The organism is Acidibrevibacterium fodinaquatile (assembly GCF_003352165.1).
GTDB lineage: Bacteria > Pseudomonadota > Alphaproteobacteria > Acetobacterales > Acetobacteraceae > Acidibrevibacterium > Acidibrevibacterium fodinaquatile.
Genome location: NZ_CP029176.1, coordinates 352,892 through 374,977, shown reverse-complemented (window position 1 = coordinate 374,977; position 22,086 = coordinate 352,892). Strand labels below are relative to the sequence as shown.

The following is a 22,086-nucleotide window of genomic DNA, read 5'->3' as shown; positions in this document are numbered from 1 at the left end:
CAGTCTTTCCGACCGGAAGGACGCCGGTGACCGATTTCAAGAGCTTCATGGCGACCGACGCCGGCGCATCCGCCCGCTATGAGCAGCGGCGGCGGCGGCGCATCCACATCAGTATCGACGATATCGAACCCCAGTCGAAAAAGATGTCGCCCGCCGACCGAGCTGCTTTTCAGTCCGCGGTAGCCGAACAACTCAGCGAGGCAAAGCGTGGCACCTTTCGGAGCGGTATTGCTTTGAAGCTAGAGCTCGCGACATCGAACAAGTCGCCGCCCCACGCTCATACGATCGCCAAGAACCTTCTGGATCTCCTCGGCAAGAGGATCGACGGCATCGATTGGCCGAAGAAGAGCCTGCTTTATTTCGATGATAGCCAAATTCAGGCGCTCTCGGTCATGTGCCGACACGGCGAAGACCGGCCCAATATCGGTATCGAAGCAAGGCCTTTCGCCGCGATGCTCGACGACCTAGAGCTGGCTACCAAGGCCATCCATGCTGCGGAGACTATGGATGCTTACTATGAGGAGGATCGCGAAAGCGAGTGGATCGACACCTTCCGCGACCTCATTCGCGATGAGGCACCTTCTCGCAAAGCTCTCGGCGACGAGCTGTACGAGGCCTATCGCAAGATGGCCCGATGGAGCGCGCAGCGTGGGCTATTAGGTCGGAGCGGCGTAAACATCCCCGTGTTGAGTTGGATGTACGGGTTGCCAAAAGGCATTCCAACCGGCGTCGACAAGACTACGTGGGCCAGCTTGATCGGGGAATCGAAGCTCCGGCTGCAGGTTGGCGAGCTGCCGATCGCGACGGGTGGTTCGTCCGCGTTCAGGCAGAAAGTGGCTGATGAGATCGCTGCGTTCAAGAAGCGTTGGGACTGGATCATCAATCCGTTGGTGGTCGCCGTAGCACTTGAGGTCGTTGTTCGGCCAAATCCGAAGACCCCCGCCTCGGTCCTGCATGACCTTGACAACATCGTTCGTGATTACCTGATCCCTGGCATCGTGCCGGCGTTTGGGGCCGTCTCGGATCATCGTTGGACGATCGATTTCGATGAATTGCGCACCCGCGACCCGAAGCTCGCCATGTCATGGGGACCCAATCCAACGCCACCAGCCGGAACCAAGAACGGAGTGACGCGATACGAGGTCTGGCGGCTACCGGCTGTCGAGAACGAGCCGGGGTTCGTTAGCGTTGCCCTTGTGGCCGATATGGACGCCAGGCCAGATTTGATGGGCCAGATGGACCAGTCAATTCACGATTGGCAGGAGAATCTGACAGAGGATTCTGATCGTCCCTGGCGCCGCCGCCGTCGCAGGTAAGCGCGGAAGCCCGGGCATCAGGTCTACCAGACCGGTCAAGCCCGGAGCCTTCGCCCTCAAGGCTTAACCGGCGTCGATTGCGTTACGGCCAGCACCTGGCTGATATAGGCCAAGGCGAGTTGGCGCGCCGCCGCATCGCTCAGGCCCGTGACGTGCTTCCACCACGGCGTGGCACGGTCGGCGAACAGCTCCATCAGCTTTGCTAGATGCTCAGCGGTCAGTGGCTGATCCGGCACGCCGCCGCAGTTGGCCCAGGCGAAGTTCAGGCTGTCGCGGACCACCCGGTCACGTTCAGCGGCCTGATGCGAGCCCAAGACTGGTCCGAACACGGCGCCGAAGGCCTGTTGCCGCTTTTCGGCATCGTCGCGCTCATAATCGTAGATCGCCCGCACATCGGCGACGTCGAAATCGAGGCGCACCGCGACTTCCACGGTCTCGCCGGTGCGCGGATCGAGGGCATAGACCGCCTTCAGGCGGTCGCCGACATAGTCACGGCCGAGGCAGACCACGGCCCGGTGGATGCCGAAGTATTCCACGTAGCCCAAGATCAATCCTGTCTCAGGATTGGCATCGATGGCGACACAGTGCAGCGGCATCGCCGGCGGCCGGCCGTCGACGGGGTCATCGACGTAGTAGTAGCCGAAGCAGGGCTCTGCGTCGGCATCGCGCAGGTAGGCCAACGCGTCGCGGCATTGGACTATCGGGAGGCCAGTCACGTGTGCCAGCGCCAAGGCGCTCTTGACGAGGGACCGGCCCGACAATGGGCCCCCGAAGTTCAAGTCAATGCGCACGACGCCCTTCGCGTAGGACCGTTGGATTTCGGCGCCGGCCAAGGCCGCCTCCACGTCCACCTTCGGATATTTGCGCTTCACCCCTTCCAGCACGTCGCGCGCCTGGGCAATCGACCCGGCCTTGACCGCGATGGTCTCGCCATCCGGGATCGGCGTGCGCTTGATCTCCGGCCGGGCCATTTCCAGCTGGCCGCCGGCGTTTAGCAGGAGGTTCTCACCAGCGGTCGTGGTGACCGCCATGCGTAAGGTCCGCCCACGTTGGCGCTTCACGCCGAAATGCAGAGCCAGCGGTCGCAGCTGCTTTTCAAGCGCCGCGTCCCAGGTATGGCCCGAGCGGTGATTGCAGCCGTCGTGCAGGAATCCGCCCACGGTTCGGCGCCCGCCGATCGCGCCGGGCAGAATGTGCTCCTCGGAGTCATCGGCGGGCGCTATGTCCTGGCCGCAAATGGCGCAGATCGGCACTCGTTCCTCCTTAAGCAAACGGCGCCGACCCGAGAATATTCTGGCTTTGAACGATGATGTTGCACCACCGCTTCGCTCGCGTGACCGCGTTGTAAAGCAGCCGGCGCTTGTGCTCGACATCGCCCCCCACCTGATACGGCCAGATGACGACGACGCCCTCGAACTCGCGATTTTTGGCCTGTTGAACCGTCATTGCGTTGAAGAGATGCGACCCGCCGCCACCATGCTGCCTGCGCAACGCTACGTTTCGCGCGATCACCGCTTCGATTTCCTCGCGGGTAAAGGCCAAGCGCCCAACTGCGTGAATCTGATTGTTGATCCAATCAATCGTCGCTCGTGCTGGCCCGGACGCAGGAAGGGCGCGCAGAGCTGCGAACGCCTCTGTGGCCGTGGGGGCCGCAGGAAGCTGGAGGGCTCCGACGATGCGCTGTGTCTCATCGCGGTCGGTTCCTTCCCAGTGGATGGAGTACGGCCCATTTTGCTGCTGACCACAGGGTCCTTGCCCCACCCTGGCTATTACCGACTGCGCATACCCGCCCTGTAGCGCTGGAGTGATAACCGCGACATCGCCGCCCTGACGCCAGGCGATTGCGTTGGCGAGCAATGTGGCCGCAAGCGGCACGCTCACGCCTGGCTGCAGTATACGAAAACCCTGGCCGTTCACCGGCGCCTGGCTGCTCCGGATCGCCGTTGCCGCCGCGAGAAGGCCCCCAACGTTTGTTCTCCGAACCTGGACTAGCGTTTCAGGCACTGCTGCATTCTGCAGCCATGCCACGAGAGGGTTCGGGCGAAGCGCTTGATCTAGGCATTGAAACTCATCTGCCGCTATCAGCGCGTGCGTCGCTCCCGACAGCGCCACCAACATGCGCAAGCGCTGCGGTCGCAGATCCTGGCCTTCATCCACGAGGACGATCGGGAAGCTCATAGCCGTCCACGAGCGAACGTCCGGTTGTTCAAGCAGCAATCCAGCCGCATCGCACACCGCATCGAACTCGCCCTCGATGGTAGCAGGAACGCCAAGTGCGGTCGCGAGCCCACGCCAACGTCGGTAAATGCGCCATGCGAAGGCATCCACAGTGCAGCATTGGACCCGCCCAGCAAGACCGGCCACGCCTTTGAGGCGATCCGATAGCCGTCGCCGAGCTCCGTGCATGAAGGTCAAGGCGAGCACACGCTGACCCTCGGTCAACGGATGGGCGGCGAGCGTTTCCGCGAGCATCGCCATGAGGCGGTGCGTTTTCCCGCAACCCGCGGCCCCCTCGACCGCGCGAATGCTCACGGCTGAAAGACCCTGATCGCAGCGTTGTTCGCATCGGCGACAAACATGGGGTTCGCCACTCCCTTCGCGAGATCCGCGATTCCGTTCAGCAGGGAGCGGGCCCGTGCACAGCAAGCTTCGTTTGCTCCGATTGCGGCGGCGATGGACTCGTAGCTGGACGTGTCTTTCTTGAGCCCACCGGCATTGCGGTTCTCACTTTTCAGGCGCGCAACCAAATCCGCCGACGTCGCCGGCGGGTTGTCGATATGGATTGCCGCAAGGCAGGCGGCCGCGTCCGCGTCGATGATCCAACCGAGCGTATCCTCAAGCATCTGACCATCCGCCCAGCGGATGATCACGCCTGAATTCGGAGCACCGGCAGCGGTGAGGGCGGCGGCGTAGCCCAAACCTTCGGCGTCACCGTCGACGATCGCCACCACTCGCGGGTGGAGGGGCGCCATGGCGTCGACGGTTCGGACAACCGCTCCATCATGCGTGGGGATCACGCCGACAAAAGCGTCGAACCTGCATTCGTCTGCTGCTGCCCAGCTTTGGTGCAGGTCGACCGCGCGCACCAGAAGCCCCATCCATTCGTAGTCGGTGCGTCCTTCGGGGACCAAGACGAACTCGTGCATCAAGGCGGCAATCGTCTCGACGCGATTGACCTGGAAGAGCTTGCGGACGCTATTCGGTGTGTCAGCCGGCAGCATGGACGTCAGCAAAGGGATGGACGTGAGTTGACCGTTGTCGTTGCGAAGCACAGCAACGCCCTTCGGATCGGCGAGCGCCGCCACCATCGGCGAGTGTGTTGAAACGAACGTCTGCTGAGAAAGCGCCTGGATGCGATGGACCAATCGCCGCTGAAGTGCGGGAGGGACGTGAAGCTCAGGCTCCTCCAACGCCATCCAGAAGCCCTCTTGGGCGTCCGCGCGAAGTCGTCCGAACTGAAGCAGCAACAGCAAGTGCTGTAGCGACAGCAGCCCGCTGCCGTGCCGCCTCGCCGGCAGAGGCAAATCAGCTCCCTCGTGCGCGTAGTGCGACACTACCGACTCCAGCAAACCGTCGCTGTCGGTCGCGGTCACTCTCAAATGGAGTGTCGGCGCTGTCCGGAAGAACCCGCGCAATTCGAGGTTCAGTTGCGCGACAATCGGTGCGAGGCGTTCGTCCTCCTCCAGGCGCGTATCGGGCACTCGCAACCTATCGCGCTCACTAAGGACGGACTCCGATGGTTGGCCCTCGCCGGCCGCGACAACCCGCCTGAACAGTTCCGATCCGAACGAGACCGTTCGGTCCCATGTTCGTGCCGCGGGCACGAAGAAGAAGCCGATGTCTCTGATCAAGCGTGCCGGAAAGCCGGTGGTGCTCTCTTCGGAGAACACATCGTCGACCGCATCGTCATCGTGGAAATACCGCAGCGTTTCCACTTCCAGCGACGGCCGGTGGAACCGGGCGGAGAAGGCGACCTGGCAAGCGAGACGCCAAGCGGGATCGGTGCGCGCCGGCATCACGGCGCCGTTCGCCGGATTCCACCATTTCACCACGCCTCTGTCGTCGCGAAACCAGTCCATGTGCTGGGCAGGATCGTCGCCTTCGAAGTCGATGACCGTTGCGATCAGGCGGATGCGGTCTGGCGGCTGCGGATTGCTACCGTAGAAGTCGTGCTCCGTCAGTTGGCGGATCATCCGGTCTCGGCCAAACAGAAGCGCTAACGCCTCGACGACCGTTGTCTTCCCGCAGTTGTTCGCTCCAACGAAGACGGTATGGGGCGAGAACAGGACCGTGCCCTCACGGATACCGCGAAAATTCTCGATCTCTAGCTTTGCGATCTGCAAAGTTCCGCCCCCCGACACCGTCTTTGCTCGGTCGCTTCGACGCAGGCTCACCGCAGCGCGGCCATGCCCTACCGCATTGGCTCCCTGTGCTTAGACCCTGCGCGCAACCATTGACAGGCACTTATAACCGGCCATATTTGCCCGGTAAAGGAGGCCCCGTCATGTTTGCCTATAATCCCGAGAAATTCGCGTCACTCTATGAGACCGAGTTGGGCCAGCGCATCTGGGCGTTCCTGACCGAGGCCGAGAATGTTGCGCGCTTGGAGACCGCCTCTCAGCTCGGCAAACCGGCCGTCGAAGGTATCGAGGAGCACCTGCTCGACCAGTTTCGTGAGGAGGTGTTGGCCGATCGCGTTAAGCAGATGGTCGGCCACATGGTGCGTCAGATTTTGGAGCAGCGTGACTGGGTCCTCGATCAGGCCGATGTGAAGGTCCAGTCGGTGCCCTTCAGTAAAGCGGCGCGCTACCGGCGCCCCGATTGGATCACCTTCCATGCTTTCCGCAACGCCAGTGACCCGCGCGACGTAGTCATCACTGATCGACGGCAGAACGCCCCGCTGCCAGCTGATGCCCGGTGGTCCTTCTATGCTACCTTCTCGAGCCCTTTGAAGGCGTCAGTTGCCTTCGGTGTCCGTGATATCCGCCAGCTCCGCCAGCATGTGCATGCGCACGGCTATCAGCGCATGCGCATCGAGCGGATGTTGCGGCGTGCGTGAACGCGATGGCGGATCACCTTCACATCACGCTCAGCGACCGGGACGAGGCGTTGTTGCTCGCATGGCCGACAGAGGGCAGTGCGGGCGGATTCATCCAATTTGAGAAGGCTGCCGATTGGCGTGCCTTCGTCGCGAGTCTGGGCATCGACACGCGCATTCCCGAGATCGTGCGAGCAAAGTTTGCCCGGGCGCAGACCCTCTACCTGCTGGGCTGGGTCGACTTCAGTGTCTTGAAGGCAGGCGAGCTTGCAGCCCTGATCGCCCTAGAGTTGGCGCTGATGGATCGGTACGGAGGACGCATCTCGAAGAACAAGCGAAGCTTTGCGGCGCTCCTCAAATTCATGGTCGATTCCGACGGCCTGACCGACGCGCAAATTCCGATGGTCGTGCGCTGTGGAGGAACTGCGATCGGTCAATTGACGGGCGAGACACATCCCACTCTCGCCGAGCGTCGAAACTCGCTGGCCCATGGCGACCCGTTTGATGGACTGCCGACGGGTGGCCTTCTTGAGTTGGTGAGAGACCTTATCAACTTCGCCTACCGGCATTACATCGCCGAGTTCGAAGGCCTCGCCTCGGTCGCGGAATTCCGCTTCCAGCCTCTCCAAGTGCAATAGAGGGGCGGCATGGAGACCTTCAACCTAGACGCTCGCCAGCTCGCTCGGATCGAAGCTGTTCATCGTGGCTTCCTCTACCAGCACCTCTACGCGGCTGCCTGCTTGTTCCGCGCCGCACGTTCGGGCGTCACGCATATCGTCGTCGAGAACGACGAAGACGTTGAAGTGGTGCTTCCCGACAGGCGCATCTACGCGCAGATAAAAACCCGCGGATCACGCCTCATATTCAGTGATATCGAGGGCGCGCTCACGCGGTTCGATGAAATTCGGGCAGAACACCTCGCGGGCCGGCGAAGCGGCGCTTGCCAGTTCGTTATCGTCTCAAATACGGCACTGGGCCCCGACCTGGCCGAGCGCGCCAAAAATTCCGCGTGGCCCGCCGACGTTGCTCTCGTGCATCCGGGGTGTGCCTCCCCAGACGCTGCGCTTCCCGAACCGTGGGAAACTATTGGCGAGGCCTTCGAAGCATGCCGAGCAGCGGCAGAGACACTCCCGTTCTCGGTCTTGGCGCCGGAGACGCTCGTTTGGAAACTCGCGGGCCGGATCTTAGCGGCTTCAGCAGGAATCGAGCCAAACCCCAACCACACATTCGTGGTCGACGCCCTTCCTGACCTCTTCGAACAGCTTGTCGTGCAACTTCACGACTTCCCGGCGCCGCCTCTGCGATACCGGCCCCAGGAGCAGGAGCCGGCGCTCGCCAGCGCGCACCAGGTGCGGCTCGTTGTCGGCTTCTCTGGCGCTGGCAAAACGTCCTGGGTGTCGCAAACGGCTCTGCATGCAACCGACAGGCTGGCCTATTACGATGTTGCGGACATCTCAGGCCCCGCGCTGGCGAGCGCCGTCGCGCGCGAGTTGGCCGCCCGAATGTTCGGCTCGCGCGGCGGCACCCTCGGGGAAATTCTCTTGCCTGGAGCTAGCGGGACGGAGGTCCTCTTCGCAATCGGTCGCCACCTCGCGGACGACGGTCTCACCGCGACCGTCGTCCTCGACAACGCCCACCGTGTTGCCCCTGGCGACATCGCATCCCTCATTGGAGCGTCCCAGCAACTGCGCTTCGTCCTGCTCGCTCAACCGAGCCCGTCGATCGCACGACTTGAAGCCACGCTCGGCATATCAGCAGAGCGACTGCTCGGTTGGTCCAACGAAACTGCGGCGGTAGAAGGCGCATCGCTCGGATGTCGCGGCGACTTCGCAGACTATGAGCGATTGCTGAAGCTCACCGCGGGTCTGCCGCTCTACGTTCAGAATGCGCTGAAGATTGCCGCTGATTCCTATGATGGAAGTGTCGACCGTTTGTGCACGGCGCTTGAAGAGCGGACGCACATTGTCGAGACGGCGCAGGAACTCATCCTCGCGGACGTGTTCGACACTTTCAATGACAATGAGCGGCGTGCTGTTGCGGCGCTCAGCCTCAGCGATGTCCCGCTCGCCCAGGCCGAAGCCACCACCGTACTGCAGCGGACGTTCGGCATAGCGTCCGCCGACGCGGCGGCCGCGTTTCGCCGGCTTCGCTCAAGCGGCTCGATCCAGATCTTCGGTGTCGACCGCTTCAAGATCCACGACGCTATCCGGCCGCTCGGACGCGCGTTCCTCAACGTTTGCGGGTCTCCAGCGGTCAAGACAGCGCAGGAGGCCATCCGTGACCTCGTGATGGTCGCGCTGCCCAAAGAGCATGATCGTCAGCGAGTATTCCTATTGCTGCGCATGTTTGTGGCCTTGGGCAATGTGAAGCCGTTGGTCGAAATGGCAACGGACGAGCTGTTCCATGAGCTCGGCTACATGGATGAGATTTCCGCCTTTCTGACCGAGGCGGCTGCGTCTCCCGACATTGCGGCCGAAGATCGGTTTTGGGCCCTCGATGGGCTCGTCTTCGCGCATTTCAAGGACGGCGACGATACGGACATCCGTAGCAAGCTCGATCGTATGGATGAACTGATCAAAGCCAACAATCTCGGTCAGTCCGAACGCCTCGCCGTCGGCATGAAACGAATGGTCTTTGCAGCACGCGACAAGGACGTCGCGACCGTGAAGAGAATTATGAGCGAGCTGAGCCGCGTGCTGCCGCAAACGCCACAGCACCTCAGGGTCGCAAAATACAATTATGCACACGCCCTTTTCGAACTCGGCATGATGGACGAGTGCGTCTCTGGCACCCTCGATCTGATCGCCGAATATTATGACCTGCTCGGACTCAGGTTAGCCGACGTGATGGGGAACAACCCCGACAAGATTTTCCCCCTGCTCAAAGGCGAGAACCACACCGACGACTTGAAACATCTCGCTGACTCGCTCGATCTCCAATCCAAGGCGGTGAAGGCGACCGGAAACAACCCCGGCCTAGCCCCAATCCACGCGATGAAGTTCTACTCGATGGCTCAATCGCTGGATTCCTTCGTGAGAGTCGGCCAAGAACTCGTTGACGACTTCATCGGTCGAAACGACTACGTCGGCGCCCGCGACGTGATCGAGCGAAACCTCATGCCGACCATCATGGATTTGAAGCTCGCCGGCCGGGTTATCCCTGTGCGCAGCCAGTACGCCGTAGTCCTCGCTTATTGCGGAGCGTTCGATGCGGCCGATGCTGAGATGACCCGGCTAGCACCCTATGAGAGCGGGTTGGACGCTCGCGGCCAATGGGAATTACGAAATCAACGAGCGCTAATCGCCCATCTAAAGGATAATCCCCCGCCGCCGCAGTGGCAGATGCCGCCCAAACTCGGCGGGCCAGCCACATAGCTCAGGTTCTAGGATGCGATCCATCGCCGCAAAAAGTAGTCGGTCTCTTTCCGGCTTTTGCAATGATAGGTCTTTCGGATCATCTTCCGAAGCGTTTCCCCTTGCGGCCCCTGTCGCTCCTCGCCTTGGGCAAGGTCTACCGCAGCCAACTCCTCCGGGGAAAAGCCGTCCATCGGCATCGGATTGACGGTCCAGATCTCTCCTAGGCTTGCGACAACGCCGTTTGAAAACTCAATACGCTTGAGCAAGCGTGGCAACTGGCTTTCGAGCCCGTAGAGCCGTGCAGCGCCGAGCTTTGTGCTGACCCCGACATCCAATATCGGTTTCCGCCGATAGAATGTGACATCCGTCGGCTGCCCGGATGTCGATAGCATAGTAAGCGTATGGGTGAGCATTCCCTCGCGACCGCCGAAATGCTGTTCAAGGCGTTGCATCGCCTCTTGTGGCGTGATGTCCTGTGTCACGGTATCTCGATGCTAGTCTGAGAGATTGGATAAAACCGAGTGTCGATGTCCAGTCCCCGCGTCTCTGTCATTACGTCGTGGACAAACTTCTGCTTGGCGACCAGACGGATGCATCTGAGTTCGGTCTCATCATATACCTCAAGCCGGGCCAGCCACTCATCGCCAAAGTCGATGTAGACCGGGCATTTCGCATCCAGCCAGGTCTGGCGCGGGCGCACCCAGTCATATTGATGATGTCCCCGATAGCTCGCCTCGACCTCGGGCCGGATCCGTTCAAGGCTTTCGATCAAGCCGCTGCGCAGCGTGGCCTTCGTCACGCCGGGATAGTGCTCCTGATTGGCCGACACCCGGAAGAAGATCCCGCAATTCGCGCCAGCCATGTGGCGAGCCGCCTTCGCCCAAACAAGATCCCGAGCAAGCTCAGAGGCCGGGTCCGGCAACATGTGGTAGATGTCGAAATTCTTCCGGAATGGCGTGCCGTCGATCACCCAGACGAGGTTCTGATAAAATGCCTCCCGCGACTCCCGTTCGGCATCCGTCATGCTCGAATGCTGGACCTCGATATAAATGCCGGTCGGCGTTTTGATGTCTGCGCGGTGGATTTCGCCGTCAGGCGCGGTGTGCGAGATTTCCCGACAGTCCTCGGGGAAACGGTTCTTCCATTCCCGATGCCACTCCGTCTCATTCTCCCACCAAGGATCGCAGTTGCGGCGGCCGCGGTGTGCCCAATGATGGATGATGCGCGGGCCGCACTTGGCGACCATAGCGGCGGCGCAGGTCGGACAGCTCCCCGTTCCGCCTGGAAAGGCCTCCTTTCGTTCACCATCCACCAACGCGTACTGCATGCCCGCTCCCATCTCCGCCATTCTGACCCTGGGTCAGCATCGGTCTCCCTTTTTGGCGCCTACTTCAGTTGGCTTGCCTTGTTCGTCCGCATCTCTCCGTTCCAAAGGCTCGACAATGGCGCTGCCGCCAGCCTGTCGCCGAACGGCACGACATCCGGGCTGTCGTAGAGGACGACTCCGAAGGCAAAGCGGTCTCCGCACGCCTCGGCCAAGGCTCGTAGGCCGCCGAAATCACCGGCCTTGACCGTCGCGCTCGCCTTGACCTCGATGCCTGCGATCATCCCGTCATCGCGTTCCAGCACGATGTCCACCTCGCGCCCGTCCCGATCCCGAAAATGGTGAGGCGTCAGCCGCAGGTCCGAAGCCGTCATCAGCTTCAGAATCTCCGCGAACACGAAGCTTTCGAGCAGCGCGCCGAACGTGCTGCGATCCGCCTTTACCCTGTCGAAGGAGAGCCCACGCACGGTCGCCAGTAGGCCGGAATCGAGGAAGTGTAGCTTCGGCGTCTTGACGATGCGTTTCAGGGCATTCGTGAACCATGGTTGCACCGTTGCGATCAGGAACACCTGCTCAAGCAGCCCGACATAACGCTGCCCCGTCTTGTGGCTGACGTTGATGCCGGCGCCGAACTGCGAATAGTTGACCAACTGGCCGGAGTGCTCGGCCAACAGCCTTACGAATTTCGGAAGTTCCGTCAGCTTCTCGACGTCAGCGATGTCCCGCAGATCGCGCGTCAGCACCGACGTGAGATAGGACCTCGACCAGTCCTGCCGCCGGCGCTCGCTGCCGCGGCTGATCGCTTCGGGGAAACCGCCGAGCAGGACAATCTGGACAAGATCGTCGCCCAGGATTGCGTCCCGCTGGCTCCGGAGCTTTCCTGCGAAGAGATGCTCCAGGAAAGTCGGCGTCCGGCCTTCGACCTCAGCCCTTGCGAGCGGCAGCATCTGGATGGTCTCCATCCGACCGGCTAGGCTGTCGGCGACGCGCGGCAAGGTCAGGACGTTCGCCGAGCCGGTGAGCAGGAAGCGACCCGGCCGATAGTCCTCATCGACTGTCTTCTTGATGGCCAGCAGCAGGTCAGGCGCGCGCTGGACTTCGTCGATAATGGCCCGATCGAGGCCGCGGATGAAGCCAGCGGGATCGGACTGGGCGGCCTCAAGGACCGTTTGATCGTCGAGCGTGATATAGGTCCGCCCGGCTTCTCCCATTTTTCGGACAAGCGTGGTCTTGCCGGCACGGCGCGGCCCTACGATCAGGACCACCGGCGTATCAGACAGGGCTTCCTCCGCCCGTCGCTCCACAAACCGCTCGAACATGCCATCTCCGAATCCGGAAGATTGGAACTATCGGGCCCGGCTGATTGGGAGTCAATGGTCCGCTAATTGGAAGTTACGGGGCCGCGATCTGGAAGGCCTGGAGGGGAAAGCCTTCCCCCGGTCGGCGCCGCAGTCACCGACGCACCCCTTCTGCGGGGAGGCTGGCACTGCTGATGCGCATCCTTCGCAGTAGGCCGTCGGATGGCACGATCACCGGCTACGTAAGATAGGGCAGAAGGATGTGGCGATTTTGTCGGAAATACTCCGCGCCGCTTGTCGAGTGTCGATTATCACTATACGTTCGTGCCGTTAGGGCTAATGCGAATCGACAGGCGATGCACCCAGGAACGACAGTCCGGCAGGATTGTATTGAAAAGAACGGGTTGAGCGTGACCGACGCCGCGCGAATCCTTGGTGTTGATCGACAGACGCTCAGCAATTTGCTGAACGCCCGGTCGGGAATCTCGCCGGAGATGGCTGTTCGGCTGGAGAAGGCGTTCGGCACTTCAGCGCGCGAATGGCTGCTTCGGCAGCTCGATTTTGAGCTGGCCGAGGTCATGCGGCGAGCGAACAAGATCAAGGTCGAGCCTTTCCGTGTGCCGACCACGGAAAGCGGGGAGAACGAATGAACGCGGTCGAAATCGAAGAGGCCATTTCGGCACTGGCGGAGCGGCCTTTCGACGCTGACGAGTTTCCGTATGCGTTCCTTGAAGCCTTCGGGAATAAGGAAACCACGCTCAAGCGCCTGCGCAAGGGCGAGTCCAACAAGTCCGATCTGGGCGGCGTGCTTCAGACGAACAACATCCACATCGCCGTTTGCAAACCCGGCGAGGTCACGCGGACGCTCGCGGCGTTGAAGGCCAGCCCGGCGACGGTGCGGGCAAAGGCGCGCTTTGTGCTCGCCACGGATGGCGATCTGTTCGAGGCCGAAGATCTCACGACCGACGACGCGCCGATCTCCTGCACCTATGCCGATTTCCCGAACCACTTCGGCTTCTTCCTTCCGCTGGCGGGGATCACCACGGTCAAGCAGGTCCGCGAAAGCTCTTTCGACATTCGCGCAACGAGCCGTCTTAACCGGCTCTACGTCGAGTTGCTGAAGGACAATCCAGAGTGGGGCACCGCGCAGCGCCGACACGACATGAACCACTTCATGGCGCGGCTGATCTTCTGCTTCTTCGCGGAGGACACCGAGATATTCAACGGCACTCGCGCCTTCACGTCGGCCGTTGAGACGATGAGCGCGAAGGATTCGGCCAACACGCATGAGGTGATCAGCACGCTATTTCGAGCGATGAACACCAAGACGGAGGAGCGCGCCGCCGCCGGCGTTCCGCGCTGGGCCGAGGGCTTTCCCTATGTGAACGGCGGACTGTTTTCCGGCAGCACCGATGTGCCGCGCTTCAGCCGCATCGCGCGATCTTACCTGCTGCACATCGGCAGCCTTGATTGGAAGAAGATCAACCCGGACATCTTCGGGTCGATGATCCAGGCGGTGGCCGATGATGACGAGCGCGGCACGCTCGGCATGCACTACACCAGCGTTCCGAACATTCTGAAGGTGCTGAACCCGCTCTTTCTGGATGATCTCCGTGAGAAGCTGGATGAAGCTGGCGAGAATGGGCGCATGTTGCTCAACCTGCGCAAGCGCATGTCTAAGATCCGCGTGTTCGATCCGGCCTGCGGTTCGGGCAATTTCCTTGTCATCGCCTACAAGGAGATGCGGGCTATCGAGGCGGAGATTAGTCGCCGCCGCGATGAGGCCGATCGGCGCACAGAAATTCCGCTGACAAATTTTCGCGGGATCGAACTGCGCGATTTTCCGGCCGAGATCGCGCGCTTGGCGCTCATTATCGCCGAATACCAGTGCGATGTGCTCTATCGCGGCCAGAAAGAGGCCCTGCGAGATTTCCTGCCGCTTGATGCGCAGAACTGGATCACCTGCGGCAACGCCCTGCGGCTCGATTGGCTGAGCATCTGCCCGCCGACAGGAACGGGCGTGAGGCACCACGCCGACGACCTATTTCATACGCCGCTCAATCAGGCGCAGATCGATTTCGAGAATGAGGGCGGCGAGACTTACATTTGCGGAAATCCGCCGTACATCGGCGGAAAGAAACAAAGTGCTGAACAGAAAAGCGACCTCGCGGCCATTTTTTCCGAAGGGCAGCATAAAAACTTAGACTACGTATGCGGGTTCTTTGTTAAAGCCTGCAGATTCATAGATTCTTTTGACAAGGCTGCATTGGTTACTACTAATTCGATCAATCAAGGCACCCATGTCCCCGTGCTCTGGCCAGAGGTTTTCCGGGCCAATTGCGAGCTGGAATTTGCATACGCACCATTCAAATGGGCGAACAACGCGGCGAACAACGCCGGCGTTTCCTGCACAATTTTGGGTCTGAGAGTACGTAAGCCGGGTCCCAAATACATCTACAACGGAACTACGCGGCGCGAAGTGTCCAATATCAGTCCCTATCTCGTCGAGGGACCGGATCGGATCGTGCAGTCGGAAACGAAGCCGATTTCTGGACTCTCCAAGATGATCACTGGCAACGCTGCATACGACGGCGGCCACCTTTTTCTTGATAGCCGCGAGGCCCAAGCACTTAGAGGCAGCTTCCAAGAAATCAGCGGCAATATTCGGTCTGTCTTGGGCACGTCGGAGTTCATTGATGGCATTTTGCGGTTTTGCCTTTGGTTTAACGACGACGAACTCGACTTCGCGGCCTCGCATCCTGCCGTGGCTCCTCGCATTGCATCCGTGCGCTCCTATCGCGAGACTGGTGGCGATGTCGCCAAGACATTAATTTCTCGACCTCACCAATTCAGGTATCGGCACGAAGCAAAGAACTGCCAAATACTTGTACCGCAGGTATCATCGGAGCGCAGAGAGTACTTGCCAGTTGGGTATCTGGGAAGTGACGCTATAATAACACATCTCGGTCACGCAATTTACGATCCCACGCTAGTCGATCTGTCGGTGCTGAGTTCAAAGCTCCATTTGACGTGGGTCTCGACGATATGTGGAAAGCTGGAAACGCGACTGCGCTACGCTAGCAATCTCGGCTGGAATACGTTTCCGCTACCGATATTGACTGATAAGAACAAAGTTGATCTCACTCGCTGCGCCGAAAATATCCTCCTGGCCCGAGAGGCACATTTCCCAGCGACGATCGCCGAGCTTTATGATCCAGCGACCATGCCCGACGACCTCCGTGCAGCTCACGACCGTAACGACGAGGTACTCGAGCGCATCTATATCGGCCGTCGGTTCAAGAACGACACTGAACGACTCGAAAAGTTGTTCGACCTTTACATCAAAATGACGACAGGATCGAGCAAAGCAACCAGAACGCGTATGGCGGCAACATCATGAGCGACTATGTGTTGTTCCAGATGTGGGGTCCATTTCGACAGTCTCTGATTGCCGGCCATCTCTTCTATGTCGAACAGGCGAGAAAGCGCTTGCTCTCGCAGTTTGAAGACATCGAGGCCGAAGCCGACAAGGCTGCCGAAGAATGGCTTCAGCGGAGCAGCGGACGTTTTGATCCTGATCGGCATGACCCCGGCGACTTCTACGAAGCTGCCAACGATGCCGGCATCGAGTTCTATGCCCTCCTCAGCGACATGCGAGACCAAACGCGCTTGAGCGTCGTCGCGGGCATGTTCCATGAATGGGACAAGCAATTGCGCGATTGGCTAGTTCGAGAAATTCAGCATTGGCACCGAGGTGACGCCGCTGCGCAGAAAGTGTGGTCGGCTGATTTCGTGCAGATCGCCGAATTGTTGGAAAGCATTGGATGGCCGATCGGTGGCGCAAACTACTTCAAAATGCTCGATGCCTGCCGTCTTGTAGTTAACGTCTATAAGCACGGCAAGGGAAAGTCACTTGAGGATCTTAAGCAAAAGTATCCTGAATATCTCGATGACCCGTTTCACGGCGCTGCATTCTCAAGCGTGGAGTATCGCGATCACACGCATCTAAAGGTGAGTGACAAGCAGTTTCAGGCATTTTCAGATGGGATCGTCGCGTTCTGGCAAGCGGTGCCGGAAAACATATTTGAGTCAAAGGTCAATGACGTGCCCGACTGGTTTGGCAAGGCCATCCTGAAAGACCGCACCGGCCACAAACAGGCGAGCAAGCAATGATCGACAACAAGCCAAAATCAGTCCCGTCCGTTTCGGTTTCCTATGCCAGCAACGGCAGCTCGACCAAGGCCAATGAGTTCGGCATGCGGCCGATGCAAGAGCGCGCCTTTGAAAAGCGGGGGGAGCAATATCTGCTGATCAAGTCGCCGCCGGCCTCGGGTAAGAGCCGCGCACTGATGTTCATCGCGCTCGACAAGCTCACTAACCAGGACGTCAAACAGGCCATCATCGTCGTGCCGGAAAAGTCCATCGGCTCAAGCTTTCATGATGAGCCGCTGAGCAAGCACGGCTTCTGGGCGGACTGGCACGTCGAGCCGAAATGGAATCTCTGCGACGCGCCCGGAAATGACAATGGCGGCAAAGTCAATTCGCTCGGCGCGTTCCTTGAAACCGACGACAAGGTACTGGTCTGCACCCATGCGACATTCCGCTTTGCCGTCGACAGGTTCGGGGTCGGAGCTTTCGATGATCGGCTGATCGCGGTAGACGAGTTCCACCACGTCTCGGCTAATCCCGACAACAAGCTCGGCATCCATCTGGGCGATTTTATCACCCGTGACCGCGTGCATATCGTCGCAATGACCGGATCCTACTTCCGGGGCGACGCCGAGGCGGTGCTGGCGCCGCAGGACGAAGGCAAGTTCGAGAGCGTCACCTACACCTATTATGAGCAGCTCAACGGCTATCAATATCTGAAGCAGCTCGACATCGGCTATTTCTTCTATTCGGATTCCTACGCCGACGATATTCTGAAGGTTCTGAACCCCGCCGAGAAGACGATCATCCACATCCCGAACGTCAATTCGCGCGAGAGCACGAAGGACAAGATCAAGGAGGTGGAGCACATCATCGAGGAGCTGGGCGCCTGGCAAGGGACCGATCCGGCCACCGGATTCCAACTGGTCAAGACGCCGGAAGGCCAGATCCTACGTATTGCCGATCTGGTCGATGACGATCCAGCCAAGCGGGATCGCGTGTCCGCCGCGCTGAAAGACCCTACGCAGAAGAACAACCGCGATCACGTCGACATCATCATCGCGCTGGGCATGGCGAAGGAAGGCTTCGACTGGATCTGGTGCGAACATGCGCTGACGGTTGGCTACCGCTCCAGCCTGACCGAGATCGTGCAGATCATCGGTCGTGCCACCCGTGATGCCCCGGGCAAGACCCGCGCCCGCTTCTCAAACCTGATTGCCGAGCCTGCCGCCGCCGACGACATCGTGACCGAAGCGGTGAACGACACACTGAAAGCGATCGCGGCGAGCCTGCTAATGGAGCAGGTGTTGGCCCCTCGCTTCGAGTTCAAGCCGAAGAATCCGCAAAACGAGCCGACGCCGGGCTTTGACTATGGCGAGGGCGGCTACGATCCGAATAAGTGCAACGTCGGCTTCAACGAGGAATCCGGCAAGTTCCAGATCGAGATCAAGGGCCTGGCTACGCCCAAGAGCGAGGAAGCGACGCGGATCTGCCAAGAAGACCTGAACGAGGTGATCGCGGCCTTCGTGCAGGATAAGACGACGATCGAGCGCGGCCTCTTCGACGAGGAACTTGTCCCTGAGGAACTGACCCAGGTGCGCATGGGTAAGATCATCAAGGACAAGTTCCCGCATCTCGACGCCGAGGATCAGGAGGCCGTGCGGCAGCATGCTGTGGCGGCGTTGAATCTGACCCAGAAGGCGAAGGAAGTCGCGGCGGGCAGCTCGCTCGGCGAGGAGAGCGCGAATACCGCCTTTGTCGATGGCGTGCGCAAGTTCGCGATGGACGTGCGCGAGTTGGACATCGACCTGATCGACCGGATCAATCCGTTCGGGGAGGCCTATGCGATCCTCGCCAAGACGATGAGCGAGGAAAGCTTGAAGCAGGTCGCCGCGGCGATCGCCGCCAAGCGCACCAGCCTGACGCCCGAGGAGGCGAAGGTGATCGCCAAGCGCGCCGTCGAGTTCAAGCGGGAGCGCGGGCGTCTGCCGTCGATCAGCTCGGCCGACGCTTGGGAAAAGCACCTGGCTGAAGGCGCCGCAGCGTTCGTCCGCTTCAAGGATGAGGGCCGCTATGAGTGATCTCGACCTAGATGAACTGCGTGCGGAGCTCGACGATTTCGCGCAACCTGAAAAGAAGGGCGGCCGTTCGCCCCGGGAGGAGCGCATCATCGCGGGTTTTGAGGAGATTCAGCGCTTTGTCGAGAAAAACGGCCACGCTCCGCACCACGGCGAGGATGGCGATATATTCGAACGGCTCTACGCCGTGCGGCTCGACCGACTGCGCGCGCTCGAAGAATGCCGGTCCCTTCTCACACAGTTTGATCACCAGGGACTGATTACATGTGCGCCCATGGCGTCGTCTGGCCCGCCCGCTGACTCGATGGATGAGGACGAGCTGCTCGCCGAACTGGAGGGCGCGGCCGGTTCATCCGAGATCACCAAGCTGCGCCATGTGCGCACCAGTGCGGAGAAGCGCGATGCCGAAGAAATCGCGAGCCGCGAGAAGTGCGCGGATTTCGAGAGATTCAAACCCCTATTCCTGCACGTGCAGGCCGATCTTGAGAGCGGGCGCCGGACCACAAGACCCTTCGTCAAGGATGCGGGTTTCCTGAAAGCCGACATTCAGGCCGGGCAATTCTTCATCCTTGGCGGCCAGACTGCTTATGTGGCGGAGGTTGGAGAGCCGATAAAGGCGCCGAATGGCGAAACCGACGCGCGGCTCCGGGTGATCTATTCCAATGGCACCGAGAGCGACCTGCTGCTGCGATCGCTGCAGCGCGCCCTCTACAAGGATGACGCTGGTCGACGTATTACCGAGCCCAGCGCCGGCCCGTTATTCGACGAGCAGACTGGCGATGGTGATCAGGCCAGCGGCACGATCTACGTGTTGCGGAGCAAGTCCGACCACCCCCTGGTCGCGGCGAACCGCGAAATCCTGCATAAGATCGGCGTGACGGGTGGTAGCGTCGAGCGGCGCATCGCTAACGCTCGGCTCGATCCAACCTACCTCATGGCAGATGTCGAGATCGTTGCGACTTACGAACTCTACAATATCAACCGGGCCAAGCTCGAATTCTTGATCCACAGGGTCTTTGGCGGGGCGCGCCTCGACGTCGAGGTCATGGATCGCCTTGGTCGGCCAATCGTGCCGAAAGAATGGTTTCTGGTGCCCTTGTTCGCCATCGATGAGGCGGTAAACCGGATCAAGGACGGCACGATCACCGATTACGTCTATAGCCCGAATACCGCCCGGCTCGTAGAACGCGGCGCGCTACCACCTCTGGGAAAATTGACATGAGCAATGTCAACGTCAGGCGGTTGGTCGAGAACATCCGTTCCGGCACCAATATCTACACGCCGCTGGTCGAGCTGGTCGTAAATGGGATTCAGGCCATCGACGCGAAGGGCATACCGAACGGTTTGGTTCAAATCGAAGTTCTCCGAAACGGGCAGGCCGACGTACTCGACCGCCTTGAGGACGTCGACGGCTTCGTGGTCAAGGACAACGGCATAGGCTTCACCAAGAGCAACCGTGACGCCTTCGACACCCTCTACACCGAACAAAAGATTGCGGACGGCGGCAAAGGTTTTGGCCGCTTCACTTGCCTGAAATACTTCGACCGGGTGAAGGTATCTAGCACTTTCGCCGAAGGTGACACCTTCCGTGAGCGTTCTTTCAGGATGGGTTTGGACAAGGACATCATCGTTGACGAGAAGGAAGGCCTGTCTCAAGCGCAGGCGACAGGCGCGACCGTCGAGATTTCCGGCATCAAATCGGTAAGGGTTCCCGACAAGAAGCTGGAAACGATCAGCCGGGTCGTGGTGGAACGGCTGCTGCCCTATTTCGTGGATAAGGAACGCGCCTGCCCGCGCGTGGTGATTCGGGACGCCAATAAGCCGTCCGATACCGTCTCCCTCAATGATTACCTGGGTAAGGAGAACAGCCAGATCGTCGAAATGAAGGTGGACGACGGCACGTTCTCGTTATCGGCGAATGAAGATGAAAAGACCTTTCAGGTCCGCGTATTCAAATTCTTCGCGCCGCGAACGGCGAAGAGCAAGGTGAGCCTTGTCGCGCACCGGCGGGAAGTGACGGATAATCCACTCGAATCATACATTCCCGAATTTGCGGAGGAGTTTTTCGAGCCGGGGCCGGATCAGGATTTGGCTAAGGGGCGCAACTTCGTCATCAAAGCCTATGTGTTCGGCGACTATCTGAATGACAACGTGTCCCTCGAACGAGGCGAGTTTCGCTTTCAAACCGACACCGATCTGTTGAACGGCATATCCCAGAACGACATCGAACAAAAAGCCTCCGAGATCGTGCAGTCGGTAGTGGGCGCGGAGATCGCCGCAAGGAAGAGGCGCAAGGAAGTACGCATCTCCGAGTACGTAACTAATGACGCGCCCTGGCATCGCATTCTTGCAAAAGAGGTGGATTTCAGCGCCCTACCCATGAGGCCATCAAATCAAGACATCGAGCTTCATCTCCAAAAGAAGAAATATGAGAAGGAGGTAGTGACAAGAACGCAGGTCACGGCGCTACTGAACTCGGAGAACCCGGATGAGCTCGGTGAGAAAATCTCGCAGTTGATCGAGAGTATTTCCGATAGTAGCAAGAACGACCTGATTCACTACGTCTCCATGCGCAAGTGCGTCCTGGACCTCTTTTCCAAGTCACTAGAGATCGGAGCCGACGGCAAACACAAATCCGAAGGCGAGGTGCATGACGTCATCATGCCGCGCAAAAAGGACTCTGAGGAACTGAACTATGATGCGCACAATCTTTGGATTCTGGATGAGCGACTGAATTTTACGTCCTACGTTTCGTCTGACAAACCCCTTAAATCAGCGAAGGGGGACCGCACGGACATCACTATCTATAATCGCCGCGTGGCGTATCGGGGCGACAATGAGTCCAGTAACCCCATTACGATTTTCGAATTCAAGAAGCCCCAGCGAGACGATTTTGCCGATCCATCCTCCAAGGAAGACCCGGTTCAGCAGATCATCCGCTACGTCAATCAAATCCGGGAGGGCAAGTTCAAGACCCCAACCGGCCGCGACATCCTCGTCAACGACACAACGCCGTTCTACGGCTATGTCGTCTGCGACCTCACCAAAAAGGTCAAGGACTGGCTCCAAAAGGAGAAGAACTTTACCCCGATGCCCGATGGCCTGGGATGGTTCAACTGGTCCGGCAACATCAGCCTCTACATGGAGGTGCTTAGCTGGACGAAGCTGCTCCGCGACGCGGAAATGCGGAACAAGATATTCTTCAACAAGCTCGGTATCGACTGAACGGGCTATCGCCGACGAATACCTACTGCGGCCCCTGCCGGCCAGCACCCTGCGAGTGCGCGACGTCTGCGCCATGGGGCGCGTCAGGCCACTCTCACCTGCTAGACCTGGGCGTAGCGGCTCCCCCATTGCGGTGGCGTTAGACGACGAATCTGCGCCGATACGGAGAAGCGGCTTGTGGGGAAAGCCTTCCCCCTGGTCGGCGCCGGCGTCGCCGACACACCCCCTTCTGCGGGGACACCCCGCAACGCCCCCCTAGAGTGAGAGTGCGGACCGGGTTCGCCGTGACGGGTTGAGGACTG

At 60.0% G+C, this 22,086-nt stretch carries 16 protein-coding genes; 10 read left to right on the top strand and 6 right to left on the bottom strand.

Translation table 11 applies throughout. The features are described 5' to 3' along the window. Positions 1–26: 26 nt before the first annotated feature. Positions 27–1,316, top strand: a complete 1,290-nt coding sequence (locus DEF76_RS01760; protein ID WP_205216072.1) for a hypothetical protein — start codon at positions 27–29, stop codon at positions 1,314–1,316. A 56-nt stretch (positions 1,317–1,372) separates the two neighbouring features. Here the strand turns inward: DEF76_RS01760 and DEF76_RS01755 are convergent, their stop codons facing one another. From DEF76_RS01755 to DEF76_RS01745, 3 genes are read right to left on the bottom strand one after another with little or no spacing between them, the layout of a single operon-like run. After that, entirely contained in the window at positions 1,373–2,569 is a 1,197-nt protein-coding gene (locus DEF76_RS01755) for an HNH endonuclease (protein ID WP_114910855.1), read from the bottom strand. A gap of 10 nt (positions 2,570–2,579) precedes the next feature. Next, positions 2,580–3,848: an ATP-binding domain-containing protein gene (locus DEF76_RS01750; RefSeq protein WP_114910854.1), complete on the bottom strand. Its 1,269-nt coding sequence runs from the start codon at positions 3,846–3,848 to the stop codon at positions 2,580–2,582. Further along, the gene (locus tag DEF76_RS01745; protein ID WP_114913594.1) at positions 3,845–5,659 is read right to left on the bottom strand and encodes an ATP-dependent nuclease; all 1,815 of its coding nucleotides are present in this window, start codon (positions 5,657–5,659) and stop codon (positions 3,845–3,847) included. Before DEF76_RS01745 ends, DEF76_RS01750 begins: the two co-directional genes overlap by 4 nt. A 161-nt stretch (positions 5,660–5,820) precedes the next feature. On the opposite strand from DEF76_RS01745, the gene DEF76_RS01740 reads away from it, so the two are divergent. The 3 genes from DEF76_RS01740 to DEF76_RS19610 are packed head-to-tail and all read left to right on the top strand — an operon-like array spanning position 5,821 to position 9,728. Then, a complete protein-coding gene (locus DEF76_RS01740) occupies positions 5,821–6,375 on the top strand; it encodes a hypothetical protein (RefSeq protein WP_114910853.1) in 555 nt (184 codons plus the stop codon). A 5-nt stretch (positions 6,376–6,380) separates the two neighbouring features. Beyond that, on the top strand, positions 6,381–6,992 hold the full coding sequence (locus DEF76_RS01735; RefSeq protein ID WP_114910852.1) for a hypothetical protein: 612 nt from the start codon (positions 6,381–6,383) through the stop codon (positions 6,990–6,992). A 9-nt stretch (positions 6,993–7,001) separates the two neighbouring features. Beyond that, a complete protein-coding gene (locus DEF76_RS19610; RefSeq protein ID WP_205216070.1) occupies positions 7,002–9,728 on the top strand; it encodes a P-loop NTPase family protein in 2,727 nt (908 codons plus the stop codon). 8 nt (positions 9,729–9,736) lie between these two features. On the opposite strand, the gene DEF76_RS01725 is transcribed toward DEF76_RS19610, so the two are convergent. From DEF76_RS01725 to DEF76_RS01715, 3 genes are read right to left on the bottom strand one after another with little or no spacing between them, the layout of a single operon-like run. Next, complete coding sequence (locus DEF76_RS01725) at positions 9,737–10,192, bottom strand: hypothetical protein (RefSeq protein WP_114910851.1); 456 nt, start codon at positions 10,190–10,192, stop codon at positions 9,737–9,739. Then, positions 10,189–11,037, bottom strand: coding sequence for a competence protein CoiA (locus DEF76_RS01720; protein WP_114913593.1), 849 nt, complete (start codon positions 11,035–11,037; stop codon positions 10,189–10,191). Before DEF76_RS01720 ends, DEF76_RS01725 begins: the two co-directional genes overlap by 4 nt. A 59-nt stretch (positions 11,038–11,096) precedes the next feature. Continuing rightward, the gene (locus tag DEF76_RS01715) at positions 11,097–12,353 is read right to left on the bottom strand and encodes an ATP-binding protein (RefSeq protein ID WP_114910850.1); all 1,257 of its coding nucleotides are present in this window, start codon (positions 12,351–12,353) and stop codon (positions 11,097–11,099) included. Positions 12,354–12,592: 239 nt separating this feature from the next. On the opposite strand from DEF76_RS01715, the gene DEF76_RS01710 reads away from it, so the two are divergent. The 6 genes from DEF76_RS01710 to DEF76_RS01685 are packed head-to-tail and all read left to right on the top strand — an operon-like array spanning position 12,593 to position 21,784. After that, entirely contained in the window at positions 12,593–12,982 is a 390-nt protein-coding gene (locus DEF76_RS01710) for a HigA family addiction module antitoxin (RefSeq protein ID WP_114910849.1), read from the top strand. After that, entirely contained in the window at positions 12,979–15,732 is a 2,754-nt protein-coding gene (locus DEF76_RS01705; RefSeq protein ID WP_114910848.1) for a class I SAM-dependent DNA methyltransferase, read from the top strand. The genes DEF76_RS01710 and DEF76_RS01705 overlap by 4 nt, the downstream gene beginning before the upstream one ends. Next, entirely contained in the window at positions 15,729–16,505 is a 777-nt protein-coding gene (locus DEF76_RS01700; protein WP_114910847.1) for a hypothetical protein, read from the top strand. Before DEF76_RS01705 ends, DEF76_RS01700 begins: the two co-directional genes overlap by 4 nt. Then, positions 16,502–18,562 (top strand): DEAD/DEAH box helicase, encoded by a 2,061-nt coding sequence (locus tag DEF76_RS01695; protein WP_162800437.1) that lies wholly within the window; start codon positions 16,502–16,504, stop codon positions 18,560–18,562. The genes DEF76_RS01700 and DEF76_RS01695 overlap by 4 nt, the downstream gene beginning before the upstream one ends. Next, the gene (locus DEF76_RS01690; RefSeq protein ID WP_114910846.1) at positions 18,555–19,781 is read left to right on the top strand and encodes a GIY-YIG nuclease family protein; all 1,227 of its coding nucleotides are present in this window, start codon (positions 18,555–18,557) and stop codon (positions 19,779–19,781) included. Before DEF76_RS01695 ends, DEF76_RS01690 begins: the two co-directional genes overlap by 8 nt. Next, positions 19,778–21,784, top strand: coding sequence for an ATP-binding protein (locus DEF76_RS01685; protein ID WP_114910845.1), 2,007 nt, complete (start codon positions 19,778–19,780; stop codon positions 21,782–21,784). Before DEF76_RS01690 ends, DEF76_RS01685 begins: the two co-directional genes overlap by 4 nt. The last annotated feature ends 302 nt before the right edge of the window (positions 21,785–22,086 follow it).

Coding starts and splice junctions, on each gene's coding strand:
- DEF76_RS01695 (WP_162800437.1), top strand. CDS start 16,502: ATGATCGACAACAAGCCAAAATCAGTCCCGTCCGTTTCGGTTTCCTAT.
- DEF76_RS01685 (WP_114910845.1), top strand. CDS start 19,778: ATGAGCAATGTCAACGTCAGGCGGTTGGTCGAGAACATCCGTTCCGGC.
- DEF76_RS01700 (WP_114910847.1), top strand. CDS start 15,729: ATGAGCGACTATGTGTTGTTCCAGATGTGGGGTCCATTTCGACAGTCT.
- DEF76_RS01740 (WP_114910853.1), top strand. CDS start 5,821: ATGTTTGCCTATAATCCCGAGAAATTCGCGTCACTCTATGAGACCGAG.
- DEF76_RS01720 (WP_114913593.1), bottom strand. CDS start 11,037: ATGCAGTACGCGTTGGTGGATGGTGAACGAAAGGAGGCCTTTCCAGGC.
- DEF76_RS01715 (WP_114910850.1), bottom strand. CDS start 12,353: ATGTTCGAGCGGTTTGTGGAGCGACGGGCGGAGGAAGCCCTGTCTGAT.
- DEF76_RS01705 (WP_114910848.1), top strand. CDS start 12,979: ATGAACGCGGTCGAAATCGAAGAGGCCATTTCGGCACTGGCGGAGCGG.
- DEF76_RS01735 (WP_114910852.1), top strand. CDS start 6,381: ATGGCGGATCACCTTCACATCACGCTCAGCGACCGGGACGAGGCGTTG.
- DEF76_RS19610 (WP_205216070.1), top strand. CDS start 7,002: ATGGAGACCTTCAACCTAGACGCTCGCCAGCTCGCTCGGATCGAAGCT.
- DEF76_RS01690 (WP_114910846.1), top strand. CDS start 18,555: ATGAGTGATCTCGACCTAGATGAACTGCGTGCGGAGCTCGACGATTTC.
- DEF76_RS01710 (WP_114910849.1), top strand. CDS start 12,593: ATGTGGCGATTTTGTCGGAAATACTCCGCGCCGCTTGTCGAGTGTCGA.